This window comes from Burkholderia sp. AU28863 (genome assembly GCF_002223195.1).
GTDB classification, from domain to species: Bacteria; Pseudomonadota; Gammaproteobacteria; order Burkholderiales; family Burkholderiaceae; genus Burkholderia; species Burkholderia sola.
The window spans coordinates 18,960-33,988 of record NZ_NKFE01000006.1; the positions used below are offsets into that span (position 1 = coordinate 18,960).

16 protein-coding genes are annotated in these 15,029 nt (G+C 68.2%); 4 read left to right on the top strand and 12 right to left on the bottom strand.

Annotation, left to right across the window (positions count from 1 at the left end):
• Positions 1-86: 86 nt before the first annotated feature.
• The 4 genes from CFB81_RS26660 to garD all read right to left on the bottom strand — a co-directional run bounded on the left by CFB81_RS26660 (position 87) and on the right by garD (position 3,378).
• Positions 87-524, bottom strand: a complete 438-nt coding sequence (locus CFB81_RS26660; protein ID WP_006491342.1) for a DoxX family protein — start codon at positions 522-524, stop codon at positions 87-89.
• Positions 525-716: 192 nt separating this feature from the next.
• Positions 717-1,172 carry an RbsD/FucU family protein gene (locus CFB81_RS26665; RefSeq protein ID WP_089437162.1) on the bottom strand — a complete coding sequence of 152 codons (456 nt, stop codon included), beginning with the start codon at positions 1,170-1,172 and terminating at the stop codon, positions 717-719.
• Between the two features lie 79 nt (positions 1,173-1,251).
• The gene (locus CFB81_RS26670; RefSeq protein WP_089437163.1) at positions 1,252-1,644 is read right to left on the bottom strand and encodes a nuclear transport factor 2 family protein; all 393 of its coding nucleotides are present in this window, start codon (positions 1,642-1,644) and stop codon (positions 1,252-1,254) included.
• A 180-nt stretch (positions 1,645-1,824) separates the two neighbouring features.
• Positions 1,825-3,378 (bottom strand): galactarate dehydratase, encoded by a 1,554-nt coding sequence (gene garD / locus CFB81_RS26675; RefSeq protein ID WP_069621498.1) that lies wholly within the window; start codon positions 3,376-3,378, stop codon positions 1,825-1,827.
• A gap of 229 nt (positions 3,379-3,607) precedes the next feature.
• Between garD and kdgD the strand changes: the two genes are divergently transcribed.
• Positions 3,608-4,522, top strand: coding sequence for a 5-dehydro-4-deoxyglucarate dehydratase (kdgD, locus tag CFB81_RS26680; RefSeq protein ID WP_069621499.1), 915 nt, complete (start codon positions 3,608-3,610; stop codon positions 4,520-4,522).
• 116 nt (positions 4,523-4,638) lie between these two features.
• On the opposite strand, the gene CFB81_RS26685 is transcribed toward kdgD, so the two are convergent.
• Both CFB81_RS26685 and CFB81_RS26690 read right to left on the bottom strand, forming a co-directional pair.
• Positions 4,639-5,193, bottom strand: coding sequence for a hypothetical protein (locus tag CFB81_RS26685; protein ID WP_089437164.1), 555 nt, complete (start codon positions 5,191-5,193; stop codon positions 4,639-4,641).
• 192 nt (positions 5,194-5,385) lie between these two features.
• Positions 5,386-6,963: an aldehyde dehydrogenase (NADP(+)) gene (locus tag CFB81_RS26690; RefSeq protein ID WP_069621501.1), complete on the bottom strand. Its 1,578-nt coding sequence runs from the start codon at positions 6,961-6,963 to the stop codon at positions 5,386-5,388.
• A 248-nt stretch (positions 6,964-7,211) separates the two neighbouring features.
• Between CFB81_RS26690 and CFB81_RS26695 the strand changes: the two genes are divergently transcribed.
• Positions 7,212-8,603, top strand: coding sequence for an MFS transporter (locus CFB81_RS26695; protein WP_089437165.1), 1,392 nt, complete (start codon positions 7,212-7,214; stop codon positions 8,601-8,603).
• 67 nt (positions 8,604-8,670) lie between these two features.
• On the opposite strand, the gene CFB81_RS26700 is transcribed toward CFB81_RS26695, so the two are convergent.
• Both CFB81_RS26700 and CFB81_RS26705 read right to left on the bottom strand, forming a co-directional pair.
• The gene (locus CFB81_RS26700) at positions 8,671-9,396 is read right to left on the bottom strand and encodes a site-2 protease family protein (RefSeq protein ID WP_089437166.1); all 726 of its coding nucleotides are present in this window, start codon (positions 9,394-9,396) and stop codon (positions 8,671-8,673) included.
• Positions 9,393-10,346: a DUF2167 domain-containing protein gene (locus CFB81_RS26705; protein ID WP_089437167.1), complete on the bottom strand. Its 954-nt coding sequence runs from the start codon at positions 10,344-10,346 to the stop codon at positions 9,393-9,395. The genes CFB81_RS26700 and CFB81_RS26705 overlap by 4 nt, the downstream gene beginning before the upstream one ends.
• A gap of 194 nt (positions 10,347-10,540) precedes the next feature.
• Between CFB81_RS26705 and CFB81_RS26710 the strand changes: the two genes are divergently transcribed.
• A complete protein-coding gene (locus CFB81_RS26710) occupies positions 10,541-11,389 on the top strand; it encodes a helix-turn-helix domain-containing protein (RefSeq protein ID WP_089437168.1) in 849 nt (282 codons plus the stop codon).
• A gap of 32 nt (positions 11,390-11,421) precedes the next feature.
• Here the strand turns inward: CFB81_RS26710 and CFB81_RS26715 are convergent, their stop codons facing one another.
• Positions 11,422-12,048 (bottom strand): LysE family translocator, encoded by a 627-nt coding sequence (locus CFB81_RS26715; protein ID WP_069621506.1) that lies wholly within the window; start codon positions 12,046-12,048, stop codon positions 11,422-11,424.
• Positions 12,049-12,216: 168 nt separating this feature from the next.
• Here CFB81_RS26715 and CFB81_RS26720 point away from each other — a divergent pair, with 168 nt between their 5' ends.
• On the top strand, positions 12,217-12,681 hold the full coding sequence (locus CFB81_RS26720) for an Lrp/AsnC family transcriptional regulator (RefSeq protein ID WP_006494255.1): 465 nt from the start codon (positions 12,217-12,219) through the stop codon (positions 12,679-12,681).
• 47 nt (positions 12,682-12,728) lie between these two features.
• On the opposite strand, the gene CFB81_RS26725 is transcribed toward CFB81_RS26720, so the two are convergent.
• Genes CFB81_RS26725 through CFB81_RS26735 form a run of 3 tightly spaced genes read right to left on the bottom strand, consistent with a single transcriptional unit; the run spans position 12,729 to position 14,987 of the window.
• The gene (locus CFB81_RS26725; RefSeq protein WP_256976370.1) at positions 12,729-12,944 is read right to left on the bottom strand and encodes a GTP-binding protein; all 216 of its coding nucleotides are present in this window, start codon (positions 12,942-12,944) and stop codon (positions 12,729-12,731) included.
• On the bottom strand, positions 12,937-14,148 hold the full coding sequence (locus tag CFB81_RS26730) for an acyl-CoA dehydrogenase family protein (RefSeq protein ID WP_179236073.1): 1,212 nt from the start codon (positions 14,146-14,148) through the stop codon (positions 12,937-12,939). The genes CFB81_RS26725 and CFB81_RS26730 overlap by 8 nt, the downstream gene beginning before the upstream one ends.
• Positions 14,145-14,987, bottom strand: coding sequence for a hypothetical protein (locus CFB81_RS26735; protein ID WP_069621508.1), 843 nt, complete (start codon positions 14,985-14,987; stop codon positions 14,145-14,147). The genes CFB81_RS26730 and CFB81_RS26735 overlap by 4 nt, the downstream gene beginning before the upstream one ends.
• Positions 14,988-15,029: the final 42 nt, after the last annotated feature.

Below are 15,029 nucleotides of genomic sequence, written 5' to 3' on the forward strand. Positions count from 1 at the left end.
CCGGATGAACGAAGGGCCGAATCCCGCGGCGTGCGGGATTCGGCCCTTTTGTCTTGCGTCGGCGTAGCGCCGCGAATTGGCTTAGCTCAACGCAGCACGCCGTACGACGAACTCGGCCGGCGCAGCGCGTCGATGCTCGCGCCGCCGGCGCCCGTGACGAACAGCAGCAGGAACCCGCCGGCGATCGCGACGTTCTTCCAGAAGTGAATCACCATGTCGTGCTGGACGGCGGCGTTCGTCGCGTCCCAGAAATTGTGCCCGACCATCGCGGTCGCGATCGTATAGACCGCCATCAGCAACGCGAGCGGCCGCACCTTGTAGCCGACGATCAGCAGCAGGCCGCCCAGCCCCTCGATCGCGACGACGATCGGCGCGACGACCTGTTGATAGGGCACGTTCATTCCGTGCAGATACGCGACGAAATCGCTGTAGCCGAGCAGCTTCATGATGCCGCCCCACAAGAACAACGCCGCCAGCGCCAGGCGTGCGAAAAAAATGACGCCGGAATCGACGGTACGCGTCATGCCTCTCTCCTCGTATGCAATTCGGCCGCCCGCGCGGGGCGCGCCCGGGCGGTTCGGCGCCGCGCGGCCCGGAAGGGCGCGCGGCAAATGGGCCAGCATAGAGGGTCTTTCCGCGGTGTCCAAGAAAAAGGTTGTAGCAAATCTTTACACTGCGGCGGCCGCGCCGGCGGCCCGGCGCGCTGAAAAACGCGTTTAGCCCGCGTCGCTCAACAGCACGCCTTTCTTGAAGATGAAGCAGCCGTAACCGCGCGTTTCGCCGGTGACGATCACCGCATACGTCTGCTGCGCGCGCTCGTAGAACGCGAAACGTTCGACGCCGGTCAGCGGCACCGGGCGCCCTTCCGCGCGGTCGATCTCGGCCTGCACTTCGCGCTGCACGGGCGGCACCGCCGCCGCGTCGCCGACGACTTCCATCCGCCACGCGGGTGTGTCAACGAACGTGTCGAGCGGCAGCACCGACAGCACCGCGCGCACGACGCGCGCCGAATCGGCGCCGTCGACGCGCAGTGCGCGGCCGACCACCGTGTGCTCCGCGACGGATTCCGCGGGGAAGTTCGCATCGCAGATCGCGATTTCGTCACCGTGGCCCATCGCGCGCAGCGTGTGCAGGATGTCGGCGTGCAGCAGCGGGTCGAGGTTCTTCAGCATGTCGGTGGGTCTCCGGGGTGGGGAACGAATCGCATAACGTTACCCGATCCCGGCGGCCGTGGTGCATGCATCGTTCGCGTCACGACGCCGCGGCCGGCATTTCGTCGATGAAGCCCGTGACCGACGCGAGGCGGCCCGACGCGTCGACGATGCCGAAGTCCGAGCCCTTCACGATCGCCGCGCCGTCGGGCGACACGAGCGCCCACGAGAACCGCAGGTGCGGGCCGAACCCGTCGACGTCGGTCGTGCGGCGAAAGCGGTAGGCGGGAAAGCGTTGCTGCACGGCCGCGATCATCGTGTCGATGCCCGCGTGGCCGTCGCCGGTCATCAGCGGATCGCGATAGGCTGCGTCGCTTGCGTACGTCGCATCGATCAGTTCGCGGCGGCGCGCGGCGTCGGATTCGTTCCAGGCGTCGAAGTAGCGGTCGATCAGGTCGGCGTGAACGGACGAAGCGGATTGAGCGGTGTTCATGGCGAGGCTCCTTGTGTCGGTGGACGATGTCGCGGACGTTTCGGGTCCGCGTGTCGCTATCGTCGCCGGGGCCGCGCGGGCGGTCGATTACGTACGAGGTAAGAAAATCGCGTGCGCCATCCCACAAGAAAACGGGCGCCCGAAGGCGCCCGCATCGTCTTGCCGCAACCACCGCACGCGTCAGGTCACCGGCGCCGGATTGAACAGCGTCAGCGCATTCGCGAGCTTCCATTGCTCGGCCCACGTGCGGCGCTTGCCGCTCGCGACGTCGAGCATCAGCCGGAACAGCGCCCAGCCCGTGTCCTCGATCGTCGCCGCGCCGGTCGCGATCTGCCCCGCATCGAGATCCATCAGGTCATGCCAGCGGCGCGCGAGATCGCTGCGCGTCGCGACCTTGATCACCGGCACCTGCGCGAGCCCGTACGGCGTGCCGCGGCCGGTCGTGAAAATATGCAGGTTCATCCCCGCCGCGAGCTGTAGCGTGCCGCAGATGAAATCGCTCGCGGGTGTCGCCGCGTACAGCAGCCCCTTCTGCCGCGCGCGATCGCCGGGGCGCACGACGCCGGCGATCGGCGCGCTGCCCGACTTCACGATCGACCCCATCGCCTTCTCGACGATGTTCGACAGGCCGCCCTTCTTGTTGCCGGGCGTCGTGTTCGCACTGCGGTCGACGCGGCCGCGCTGCAGGTAGCGGTCGTACCAGTCCATCTCGCGGATGATCTCGCGGGCCACTTCTTCGTTCGCCGCACGCGACGTGAGCTGCGCGACGCCGTCGCGCACTTCGGTCACCTCGGAGAACATGATCGTCGCGCCCGCGCGCACGAGCAGGTCGGCCGCGAAGCCGACGGCCGGGTTCGCGGTGAGCCCCGAGAACGCGTCGCTGCCGCCGCACTGCACGCCGACGACGAGATCCGACGCGGGGCACGTCTCGCGGCGGCGGCGGTTGAGCCGCTCCAGATGCGATTCGGCCATCTTCATGATCGAGTCGATCATCGAATTGAAGCCGACGTGCGCGGCGTCCTGCAGGCACACGACGCCGCCGTTGCCGGTCGCGCCGTCGGCCGCCACCGGAATCGCGCCCGGCGGCAGCAGGCGCTCGGGCTGCAGCTTCTCGCAGCCGAGGCTCACGGTCATCACCTCGCCGCCGAAGTTCGGATTCAGGCTGATGTTGCGCAGCGTGCGGATCGGGATATCGGCGTCGGGCGCATCGATCGCGACCCCGCAGCCGTACGTATGTTCGAGCCCGACCACGTCGTCGACGTTCGGGTAGCGCGGCAGCAGCTCGTCCTTGATCCGCTTCACCGCGTGCTCGACGACGCCCGACACGCACTGCACGGTCGTCGTGATCGCGAGGATGTTGCGCGTGCCGACCGAGCCGTCCGCATTGCGGAAGCCCTCGAACGTATAGCCGTCGAGCGGCTCGAGCGGCGGCGCGGCGCGCGTGGCGAGCGGCAGGTCGTCGAGCCCCGGCGGCTCGGGCATGCGCATCGTGCGCTCGTTGACCCAGCTGCCGCGCCGCAGGTCGGTCAGCGCATAGCCGATCACCACGTTGTAGCGAATGACCGGATCGCCGGCCGCGAGATCGACGAGCGCGACCTTGTGCCCCTGCGGCACGCCTTCGCACAGCGTCAGCCCGTCGGCGAACGTCGCGCCTTCGGGCAAACCGCCGTCGTTGACGACGATCGCGACGTTGTCGTCCGGATGCACGCGGATGTAGAGCGGGGAAGCAGTCATCGGAATTCCTGGAGCCTGTCTGCGATATCGTTAGTCATCATACGACATTCAACCTCAATTGATGATGCTACGTAAACCCTTATCCGGAAAGACCCTATCCTTGACCCGCCAGCAAACCGCTTGCGCCGCTCATGCTTGCGTTGTACGATGACATACAACGACATCGCCAATTCGGCTCGTATGCCGTTCCCGACGAACCAGCACTCGCGCTAGACGGACGACCTCAACCATGACTTCACCGCAAGAACTCAAACAGATCATCTCCCACGGCCTGCTGTCGTTTCCGCTGACGGATTTCGACGCGGACGGCAGCTTCCGTCCGACCACCTACGCCGAGCGCCTCGAATGGCTGGCGCCGTATGGCGCGAGCGCATTGTTCGCGGCCGGCGGCACCGGCGAATTCTTCTCGCTCACGCAGCGCGAGTATTCGGACGTGATCCGCGTCGCGACGGAAACCTGCAAGGGCAAGGTGCCGATCCTCGCCGGCGCGGGCGGCGCGACGCGCGTCGCGATCGAATATGCGCAGGAAGCCGAGCGCCTCGGCGCGAGCGGCGTGCTGCTGATGCCGCACTACCTGACCGAAGCGAGCCAGGAAGGGATCGCCGAGCACGTCGAGCAGGTGTGCCGCGCGCTGAAGATCGGCGTCGTGGTGTACAACCGCGCGAATTCGAAGCTGAATGCGGACATGCTCGAGCGCCTCGCCGACCGTTGCCCGAACCTGATCGGCTTCAAGGACGGCGTCGGTGAGATCGAAAGCATGGTCACGATCCGCCGCCGCCTCGGCGATCGCTTCGCGTACCTCGGCGGCCTGCCGACGGCTGAAGTCTATGCGGCCGCGTACAAGGCGCTCGGCGTGCCGGTGTACTCGTCGGCCGTGTTCAACTTCATCCCGAAGACGGCGATGGCATTCTACGAAGCGATCGCGAAGGACGACCACGCGACGGTCGGCCGCCTGATCGACGAGTTCTTCCTGCCGTACCTGAAGATCCGCAATCGCCGCGCCGGCTACGCGGTCAGCATCGTGAAGGCGGGCGCGAAGCTCGTCGGCCACGACGCGGGCCCGGTGCGCGCACCGCTCGTCGACCTGACCGACGAAGAAGCGGCGGAGCTCGACGTGCTGATCAAGAAGATGGGCCCGCAGTAAGCCGGGTTCGCCGGCGGCGCGGCGCCTTCATCGGCACGGCGCGCCGGCTGCCCACGACGTCCGTATCCGTATCACGCGATGGCCGCGCGGCTCGACGAGCCGGCGCGGCCATCGCATTACATCTGCGCGATCGCGCCGATGATCCGCTGCCGCACGCTCGCGAGCGTGCGCTGCGTCTCGTCGATCCCCTTGCGCGCCGCGAGCGGCCGGCCGCGCGCCGGCGACTCGGCGCCCACGATCTGTTCCAGCACGTCGCGATCGACGACCGCATCGAAGAAGCGCCCGACGGTAAACATCGCGTACTGCTTCGCGGTCGCGAGATGCGTGTTGGCCTGCGTGAGCGCGTCGGCGCGCTGCGCGCCGTTCGGCCCGTCGATGCTGCGGCGATGCTTCAGCGCGAACACCACCGCCTCCATGTCGTACTTGAAGCGCTCGACGGCCCTGCCGAAGATCAACGAATGCGGATCGGAGCCCGCGACGGGCCGCCCCTGGTTGATCGTCACATCGAATTCGCTGCCGCCCAGCTCGCGCTGCAGCGCGAACAGCGCGTCGGCCAGCACACGCCCTTCGCTGGTTTCGCCGATCTGGGTACGGACCGATTTCGCGACGTCGCCGATCGCTTTCCACAACCCGGCCGCGAACAGGTGGTCGCCACGCTTGCTGATAGTCATCGGATGGTTCCTTGTTGGTCTTGTGATCTCTCAGGCTCGCCTGCGGGCCGGACGGCCCGCGGCTTCGCTACTGTAGGAGAAACGCGGGCAACAGGAAAGCCACCGCGAAAAAAAGCGGAGACGGCCACCGGCCGCCTCCGCTTTCGCCCATCCGGCAAGCAGCCCGGCGCTCGCCGCCGGGCCGCCGCCACGTCACTCCGCCTTGCCGTCCCGCAGCCGCGGAATCGCGAGCGGATTGCCTTCCCTCAGCCCTTCGGGCAGCAGGTCGTCCGGGAAATCCTGATAGCACACCGGCCGCAGGAAGCGCTCGATCGCGGTCGCGCCGACCGACGTGACGGCCGGGTTCGACGTCGCGGGGAACGGCCCGCCGTGCACCATCGCATCGCACACCTCGACGCCGGTCGGGTAACCGTTGACCAGCAGCCGCCCGGCCTTGCGCTCGAGGATCGGCAGCAGCCGGCGCGCGAGCGGCTTGTCGTCGGCGTCGATTTGCAGCGTGGCCGTCAACTGGCCTTCGAGCGCGTCGAGCACGCGCGCGACTTCGTCGAGATCGCGGCAGCGCACGATCAGCGACGCCGGCCCGAATACCTCGTGGCTGAACGCCGGCTCGCCCAGGAATGCCTGCGCGCCGACTTCGTACAGCGCGCCGCCCGCCTGGCAGTCGGTCTGCGCGGCCTCGCCCGCGCCGATTTCGCGCACGCCCGGCAGTTCGGCCAGCTTGCCGCGGCCATTGCGGTACGCATCGGCGATGCCGGGCGTGAGCATCACGCCGGCCGGCTTCTTCGCGAGCGCCTGCGCGGCGACCGTTTCGAAACGGTCGAGATCGGGGCCGTCGATCGCGAGCACGAGGCCCGGATTGGTACAGAACTGGCCGACGCCGAGCGTCAGCGAATCGACGAAGCCCGTCGCGATCGCGTCGCCACGCGCGGCCAGCGCGGCCGGGAACAGCACGACGGGGTTGATGCTGCTCATTTCCGCATAGACGGGAATCGGCTGCGGGCGCGCGTTCGCGAGTTGCACGAGCGCCATCCCGCCCTGCCGCGAACCGGTGAAGCCGACGGCCTGGATCGCCGGATGGCTGACCAGCGCCGCGCCGGTCACGCGGCCGGGGCCGACCAGCAGCGAGAACACGCCGGCCGGCATGCCGGTTTTCTCGACCGCGGCGCGAATCGCGCGGCCGACCAGTTCGGACGTGCCGAGGTGCGCCTCGTGCGCCTTCACGATCACCGGGCAACCGGCCGCGAGCGCCGACGCGGTATCGCCGCCGGCCACCGAGAACGCGAGCGGGAAATTGCTTGCGCCGAACACGGCGACGGGCCCGAGCGCGACTTTCTGCAGCCGCAGGTCGGAACGCGGCAGCGGCGTGCGCGCCGGCTGCGCGGGATCGATCGACGCGGCGAGGAAGCGCCCGTCGCGCACCACGCGCGCGAACAACCGGAGCTGGCCGACGGTGCGGCCGCGCTCGCCCTGCAGCCGCGCGACGGGCAGCCCCGTTTCGGCGTGCGCGCGGTCGATCAGCGCATCGCCGAGCGCGACGATCTCATCGGCAATCGCTTCGAGGAACGCCGCGCGGGCCGCGAGCGGTTGCGTGCGGTACGCATCGAACGCGTCGCGGGCGAGTTCGCACGCGCGATCGACGTCGGCCTGCGTCGCGACGCCGAACGCCGGGGCCTCGATCGGCGCGCCCTTCGTCGGATCGAATGCGTGCAAGGTGCCTGCCGAGCCGGCCACCGCTTCGGCGCCGATCAGCATCTCTCCTGTCAGTTGCATGGGGTGTGCTCCGTGGTTCGGGAATGGATGGCTCATTGTAACGCAACAGATACGATGTCTGCCGACGGCATGGGGTCATTCTCGCCGTCTGCGAGGGCGCGGACGATACACCGGCAAGCGTTGTCCGGGCCAGCAAATCCCGACGTTCCCATATTGTGAGGCCGACCTCAAAGGGAAAACCCGAGGTTTCTGAGTCCGGGCATTGTCAATACACTTTCGCCCATGTCATACGACGACGTATGTTTAAAATGAGCAATCAGTCCTCCCCTCGCGATCTTCCGCTCGATCTCGCGCGCACCGCGCGCCGAACCGCGGTGCGCTACTGGATCCTGGCGATGCTGTTCGTCGTCACGACGCTCAACTATGCGGACCGCGCGACGCTGTCGATCACCGGCACGCCGATCCGCAAGGCGTTCGGCATCGACCCGGTGACGATGGGCTACATCTTCTCGGCGTTCAGTTGGGCGTACGTGCTCGCGCAACTGCCGAGCGGCTGGCTGCTCGACCGCTTCGGCGCGCGGCGCGTGTATGCGGCGAGCATCTTCCTGTGGTCGGCGTTCACGCTGCTGCAGAGCACGATCGGCGTCGGCGGCAGCGCCGCGTTCGCGGTGGCCGCGCTGTTCGCGATGCGCTTCGCGGTCGGCATCGCGGAGGCGCCGGCGTTTCCGGCGAACGCGAAGGTCGTCGCGAGCTGGTTCCCGACCGCCGAGCGCGGCACCGCGTCGGCGATCTTCAACGCCGCGCAGTACTTCGCGGCCGTGGTGTTCTCGCCGCTGATGGCCTGGCTCACGCATGCGTACGGCTGGCATCAGGTGTATCTGTGGCTCGGCCTGGCCGGCATCGCGCTCGCGTTCCTGTGGCTGCGCGTCGTGAAGGACCCGGCCGACCATCCGGCCGTGAACCGCGCGGAACTCGACCATATCGAGCAGGGTGGCGGCCTGGTGCGGTCGACGGGCGGGGCGCGCGGCAGCGGCAGCGGCGGCGGCGCTTCCGAGGGCAGCCGCGTGGCCGGCTGGTACTACGTGCGCCAGCTGCTGTCGAACCGGATGCTGATCGGCGTGTACCTCGGCCAGTACTGCGTGAACGTGCTCACCTACTTCTTCCTCACGTGGTTCCCGATCTACCTCGTCCAGGCGCGCGGCATGTCGCTGCTGAAGGCCGGCTTCATGACGTCGCTGCCGGCAATCTGCGGGTTCCTCGGCGGCGTGCTCGGCGGAATGCTGTCGGACGCGCTGATCCGCCGCGGCGTATCGCTGACGTTCGCGCGCAAGATTCCGATCGTCGGCGGGATGCTGCTGTCGATGACGATCATCGGCTGCAACTACGTCGACAGCGAAGCGCTGGTCATCATGCTGATGGCCGTGTCGTTCTTCGGCAAGGGGATCGGCTCGCTCGGCTGGGCCGTCGTCGCGGATACCGCGCCGAAGGAAGCGATCGGCCTGTCGGGCAGCCTGTTCAACATGTTCGGCAACACGGCGGGCATCGTCGCGCCGATCGCGATCGGCTACCTCGTCGGCGCGAGCGGCTCGTTCAACGGCGCACTGGTATTCGTCGGGCTGAACGCGCTCGTCACCGTGTTCAGCTATCTCGTGATCGTGAAGGACATCAAGCGCGTCGAACTGCGTCATCGCGACGCGTGACGTTCGATGTGTCGCAAGGAACGGCGGCCGCGCAACAGCGGCCGCCGTTTTTTGCATCGGATCGACGTCAGGTCGACGCGTGCACGACGCGCAGCATGTCGTGCACGCCGGACGTCATCAGCGCGAGGAACGCGAGCAGGCCGACGTAGCAGAGCGCGTAGGTCGTCTTCGTCTCGATCGACGTCGCGTAGTACACGCGGTTCTCCGGCGCGTCGGGATCGTAGCGCCACGCACGCTTCAACTGAGGCAGCGCGAGGATCGCCATCACGATCAGCAGCGGGCTCGGCCGATACGCGAACAGCGCGATCAGCACCGGCACGCCCGCGAACCAGATGCGCGGCGACAGCACCGCGGTGATCCGCCCGCCGTCGAACGGCGACAGCGGAATCATGTTGAACAGGTTGAGAAAGAAACCCGTGTACGACAGCGCAAGCAACAGGTTGCTGTCGGTGTGCCGCGCGGCCGCATAGCAGGCCAGCGCGCCCAGCGTGCCGACGAACGGCCCGGCGAGCCCGACGTACGCTTCCGTTTCCGCGTCGTGCGGCATTTCCTTCAACTGGATCCACGCGCCGACGAACGGGATGAAGGTCGGCAGCCCGACGTCGAGCCCGCGCCGCTGCGCGGCGACGTAGTGGCCGGCTTCGTGCACCAGCAGCAAGGCGACGAAACCGGCCGCGAAACGCCAGCCGTAGAACAGCGCATAGACCGCGATCGACGCGAGCATCGTGCCCGCCGATACGAGCACCTTGCCGAGCTTCAGGCCGCCGAAGATCAGCAGCAGCAGCTTCGTCATTCCTTGCGCTCCGTGGCGACCGCGTCGGATGCGTCGGCGACGGCCGGCACCCCGGCCGCCTTCGGCTTGCGCCCGAAGAAGCGCTTGAGCGCCGCGCCGCCGGCCAGCAGCGCGACCGCGCCGATCTTGAAGAACTTCACCGCGAACGCGCCGATCAGCGCGAGCAGGCCGAGCTTTTTCGCGCCGACGCCGACGATCAGCGCCGCGAGCCCGTACTCGGCGACGTGGTCGGTCGATTGGTTGAAGTCGGCATAGCGCTTGCCGTCGTTGAAGCGGATGTTCGACAGCAGTTCGTCGGCCGAGGCCTTGTACTTCGGCAGGTCGGCGAGCGTCGACGCCATCGTCAGCGACAGGTAGCCGTCGCGGCCGAGCACGAGCGTCCGGTAGTTCACGCCGTCGTTCGCGGCATTCGGCGCCGCGCCCTTGTCGCGGATGATCGCCGACCACACGAGCCGGTGCGTGGCCGCGTCGTACGCGGGCGCCTTCGCCCAGCCGACCACCTCGGTTTCGGGCAGGCCGCGCTCCTTGCGCGCCGGGTTGCTTTCCTCGGTGCCGGCCTGCAGGCTTTTCAGCAGTTCGTCGGGCTTCCAGTCCTTCGCGTCGTCGTCGCGGATGTAGCCGCTCGGCTCGAACGACACGACCGAGATCCAGTCGGCGTCCGGATCGTCGGGCAGCACGAGGCCGACCAGTTTCGATTCGTCGATCGCGTTGCCCATCGAGCGCAGGTAGCGGCCGGCTTCGGCGGCCGGCACGAACGACTCGCCGGCCTTCAGCTTCAGCACGGCTTCGTGTTTGACGTCGATGTCGGTCGGCCCCTTCACGACCGCTTCGTTGGCGGCCGCGGCGGCGGCCCTCATTTCGACCTGCGCAGCTTCGGTCTGCGCGTGGCCGCTGGTCGCGGCGAGTGCGAGCGTCGCCACGCAGGCGAGCCGGACGGCAAGTTTTTTCATTGTTGGATTCCCCTGGAATGCCTTGTTGTCGATGTGCGCGGCGGCCGGCCCATGCGTTGTCGTCGCGAGTCCGGCGCCGCCTCTCAGGTGGCACGGGGGCTATGGTAACGCAGCGGCTGCGCGCGACCGGCGCGGCGCGATGCTTACCTCGCAGGTAATGCCGAAAACGCGCGGGATTGCCTATCATCTGCGCCATGAACCCGACCGCCCCCCTCCATTCGCTCTCTCCGTCCGCCGGCCGCGCGTCCGGCATCGGCCCGCTGCTGCGCACGTGGCGGCAACGCCGGCGCCTGAGCCAGATGGCGCTCGCGCTCGACGCGGAAGTGTCCGCGCGCCACCTGAGCTTCGTCGAATCGGGCCGCGCGCAGCCGAGCCGCGAGATGGTGCTGCATCTCGCCGAGCGCCTCGACGTGCCGCTGCGCGAACGCAATGCGCTGCTCGTCGCGGCCGGCTTCGCACCGCTGTTTCGCGAACGGCCGTTTTCCGACCCGCAACTGGATGCCGCGCGTCATGCGGTCGAAGCCGTGCTGCGCGGGCACGAGCCCTATCCGGCGCTCGCGGTGGACCGCCACTGGACGCTGCTCGCGGCGAACCGGATGCTCGGCGCGCTGGTCGCGCAGGCCGATCCGGCGCTGCTGCAGCCGCCCGTCAACGTGCTGCGGCTGAGCCTGCATCCGGACGGTCTCGCGTCGCAGATCGTCAACTGGCACGAATGGCGCGCGCATATCCTGCATCGGCTGCAGCGGCAGATCGACGCGAGCGGCGACCGCACGCTGCATGCGCTGCGCGACGAACTGGCCGCGTATCCGGCGCCCACCGAGCAGCCCGACGATTCGCACGCGCGCACCGATTTCGCGGATATCGCCGTGCCGCTGCGGCTACGCACGGCGAGCGGCGAGCTGACGTTCTTCAGTACGACGACGGTATTCGGTACGCCGGTCGACGTGACGCTGTCGGAACTCGCGATCGAGGCGTTCTTTCCGGCGAACCCGGAAACGGTGGAGGCGATGCGGGCGCTGGCGGAGGCGTTGCCGGCGGAGTAGAGCCGGCAGGCGTGCCGGCACGGTGGCCGCGATCAGCGGCGTTCGAGCGCGAGCTTCACGCCGAGCGCCAGCAGGACCACGCCGCTGACGCGATGCATGCGCGTCAGGATGCGCGGGTTGCGACGAATCGACGCCGACAGCAGGCCGGCGAACAGCGCAACCGGCCCCTTGACGAGAAACGTCAGGCCGGCAAACGTCGCGCCCAGCACGAACAGCGACAACATCGGGTGCGCGGCGCCCGCCGGAACGAATTGCGGCAGAAACGCCAGGTAGAAAAGCGCGACCTTCGGATTCGACACGTTGGACAGCGCGCCTTGCGCGAACGTCCGGAGCCGCGATTCCGGCGCGGCGCCGCTGCCCGCGAGCGTCAATTCGCCCGACGAACGCAACAGCGTGATGCCGAGATACAGCAGGTACAACGCGCCGATCATCTTCAGTGCGGTGAACAGCCATTCGGATGCCTGAAGAAGCGCGCCCAGCCCCAGCGTCGCGAGCATCGTGTGGACGAGCAGCCCGACGCTGACGCCCGCGGCGGTCACGAGGCCTGCGCGCGTGCCGCCGGACAGCGTGCGCGACATCACGAGCACCATGTCCTGGCCGGGCGTCAGGATGATCAGAAGGGAGGTGGCCATGAACGGCAACCAGGCGACGTGCGGCATCGGGAATCTCCTGAGGGCGGCGCCGCGGCGGGCGGGAATCGCGCGCTTGCGGGCCGGGGTAGTCGTCAGATTATCGGGAATTTCCCGTGGAGATTGGATGCAAACCCGGCTATTTCCAGCGTCAAATTTGGCGTTATTATCCAATATCAACTTCATTGATAGCCAAAAATGCCAATCAAACTGGACGCGATCGATCGACGCATCCTCCGTGCGTTGCAGCAGAACTCGAACCAGACGAACGCCGACATCGCGCAACAGGCCGGGCTCTCGCCCACGCCATGCCTGCGCCGCGTTCACCTGCTCGAGGAACAGGGCGTGATCGATGCGTACGTCGCGCTGCTGAATCCCGCAGCCGTCGAGTTGCGCTTCACGGCATTCGTCCGCGTCACGCTGGAGCGACAGGACAAGACGACGGTCGAACGCTTCGCGCGGGAGATGGAGCAGGCCCCCGAAGTACTCGAATGCCACCTGATGGCCGGCAGCTACGACTATCTGCTGCGCGTGATCGCGAAGGATCTCGACGACTATCAGCGCTTCCAGATGGAGACGCTCACGCAGATCGAAGGCGTACGCAACGTCGAAACCGAGATCCCGCTGAAGCGCATCAAGCAGACGGTGCGGCTGCCGATCTAGGTGTCGAGGAACGCCATCCGGATCGATGCAGGCAGCGCGCGTTCACGTCAGGCCCCGTCGCGAAACGGGTTGTCCCACGTGGTCCAGTGTTGGGGGACGGCGGCCATTTCGGCGTCAGTCAGCAGACACGCGTCGAAGCGCGCGCGCAACGCCGGCTCGTCCATGTCCATGCCGATCAGCACGAGTTCCTGCCGTGCATCGCCGACGCGCTCGTCCCAGCGCGCGGCGCCGAGCCGGCACCGCCCTGCTGCGTATTTACGTATAGAGCGACGCCGGCGGCAATTCCGCGGTCAGCGCGAACCGGCCCACGTCGCGCAGCCGGTAGTCGAGCGGGTCATGCAGCGTATGCGTGCGCGCGTTCCGCCAGAAGCGGTCGAGGCCCAGCGACGCGGCCGTCGCGCGTGCGCCGCATGCGTCGAACAGCGCCTCGCCGTTGTCGAGTGCCGCGCGCTGCGCGACGATCTTCGCTTCCGATACCGCGAGCGCGACTTCGGCGCGTTCGTCGGCCGTCAGCGCATCCTGCCGTGCCCACGCGTACTGCAACGCGCTGGCCGCGCGATCGGCCAGCGCCGCCGCGGCGATCGCGCGCACGCGCATGTCGCCGAAGCGCTGCAGCGTGTACGGATCGTCCTCGGCCCGCTCGACGCCCGAGTGAATCCACGGGCGGCCATGCTGCCGCACGTAGTCGCGCGCCTCGGCCAGCGCGCCTTCCGCCAGGCCGACGAACAGGTTCGTCAGCACGAGCTGCGACACGAGCGTGCGCAGCGTCGCGCGCGGCGTCGGAGCAGTCTCGGAACGGTGCAGCACTTCGTCCGGCGCGAGCGTCACGCCGTCGAAACGCACGCTGCCGCTGTCGGTCTGACGCTGGCCGACCGGATCCCAGTCGTCGTTGACCGTGATTCCGGCCCGATCGGTCGGCACCACGCCGAACACGGTGCGGCCGATCGCCGGATCGTGCGCGGACACAGTCATCCGCTGCGAGCCGCGCGTGCCGGAACAGAAACCCTTCACGCCGTCGAGCCGGTAGCCGCCGTCGGGCGTCGCCGTGGCGACGAGCCGCGTGTCGAGCGGATTGACCGCGTTGCCCCACCACCAGCGCCCGTCGACCGTGCCGCGCAGATAGCGCTCGCGCTGCGCGGCGCTGCCCCACACGTCGACGCTCACCACCTGCAGGCACTGGAAGCCGACGAGATGCGCGAGCGCGCTGTCGACCCGCGCGACCTGCCGGATGACGTCGTAGATCGCGGGCCACGCCGCTTCCTGCCCGCCGAACGCACGCGGCACCGCGAGCGTCAGCAGGCCCGCGTCGGCGAGCCACTGCTTCTCCTGCCCGGCGTGACCACCGGCGCGGTCGCGCTCGGCGGCGCTCACGCGCAGCGCATCGATCGCGCGCGCGAGCGCGGGGCGGTCGACGGCCGGTGTATCGGTATCCGGCGCCAGCGTCGCCGGGCCGCGTGGATCGTTCATGCGACAGCTTCCTGTTCAACGGTTTCGCCCGACAGCGGTACGAGCGCGCCAAGCTGGCGGCCGGTCAGCCGCGACAGGATCTCGCGCCGCCAGTCGTCGTAGATCGCACGATATTCGGCGATATCCGCGCCGAATACCAGTGCGGTATGTGCGTACTCGTCGTGCAGATAGCCGTCGAGTCGCGCCTGGGTTTCCTCGTCGGCCGCGATCACGCGATCGATCAGCGCGTCGCGCTCGGCCGCCGGCAGCGCCTGCAGCGTGTCGAACCACCACTGGACGATCTGCACGCGATGCCATTCCTCGTCCGGGCGAATCCGGTTCTCGCCGTGCTCGCGCATCGCGCCGTCGCCGATGCGGCCGGTCTTGCGCTGAATCCACAGCTTCGCGAGGATGTGCAGCTCGTAATGCCATTCGAACGCGAGAAAGCCCGCGACGTCGCGCACCGCGATATCGCCGATGCGCGCCCAGTGCGCGGCGACGAGCCGGTCGACTTCCGGCAGCGGATCGCGCCCCGTCAGTTCGGTCACGCGCTCACGGCCGATCACCGCGTGCGCGCCGTCGTCGCCGAGCTGGCGCGACAGGATCAGCTGGAAATGCGGATCGTCGCGGAACAGCGTGTCGATCGCCTTCGCGACGACCTGCACGATGAACAGGTCGTGCGACGCCATCTTCGTGTAGTAGTCGGCGACGGCGGCCAGCTCGTCGCCGTTGCGCGGCTCGCGCGGCGGCGTCGCCGCTTTGTCGGGGAAGTCCGGACGATGGCGTCGCGCCACCTCCAGAAACAGCGTTTCCTCGAATTGTCCGTTCCATTCGCGTGGCGCGCCGATGGGCAAGGTCATGGTTTTTCTCTCAGGATCAGGAATGAAGCGAGCGGACGCTCG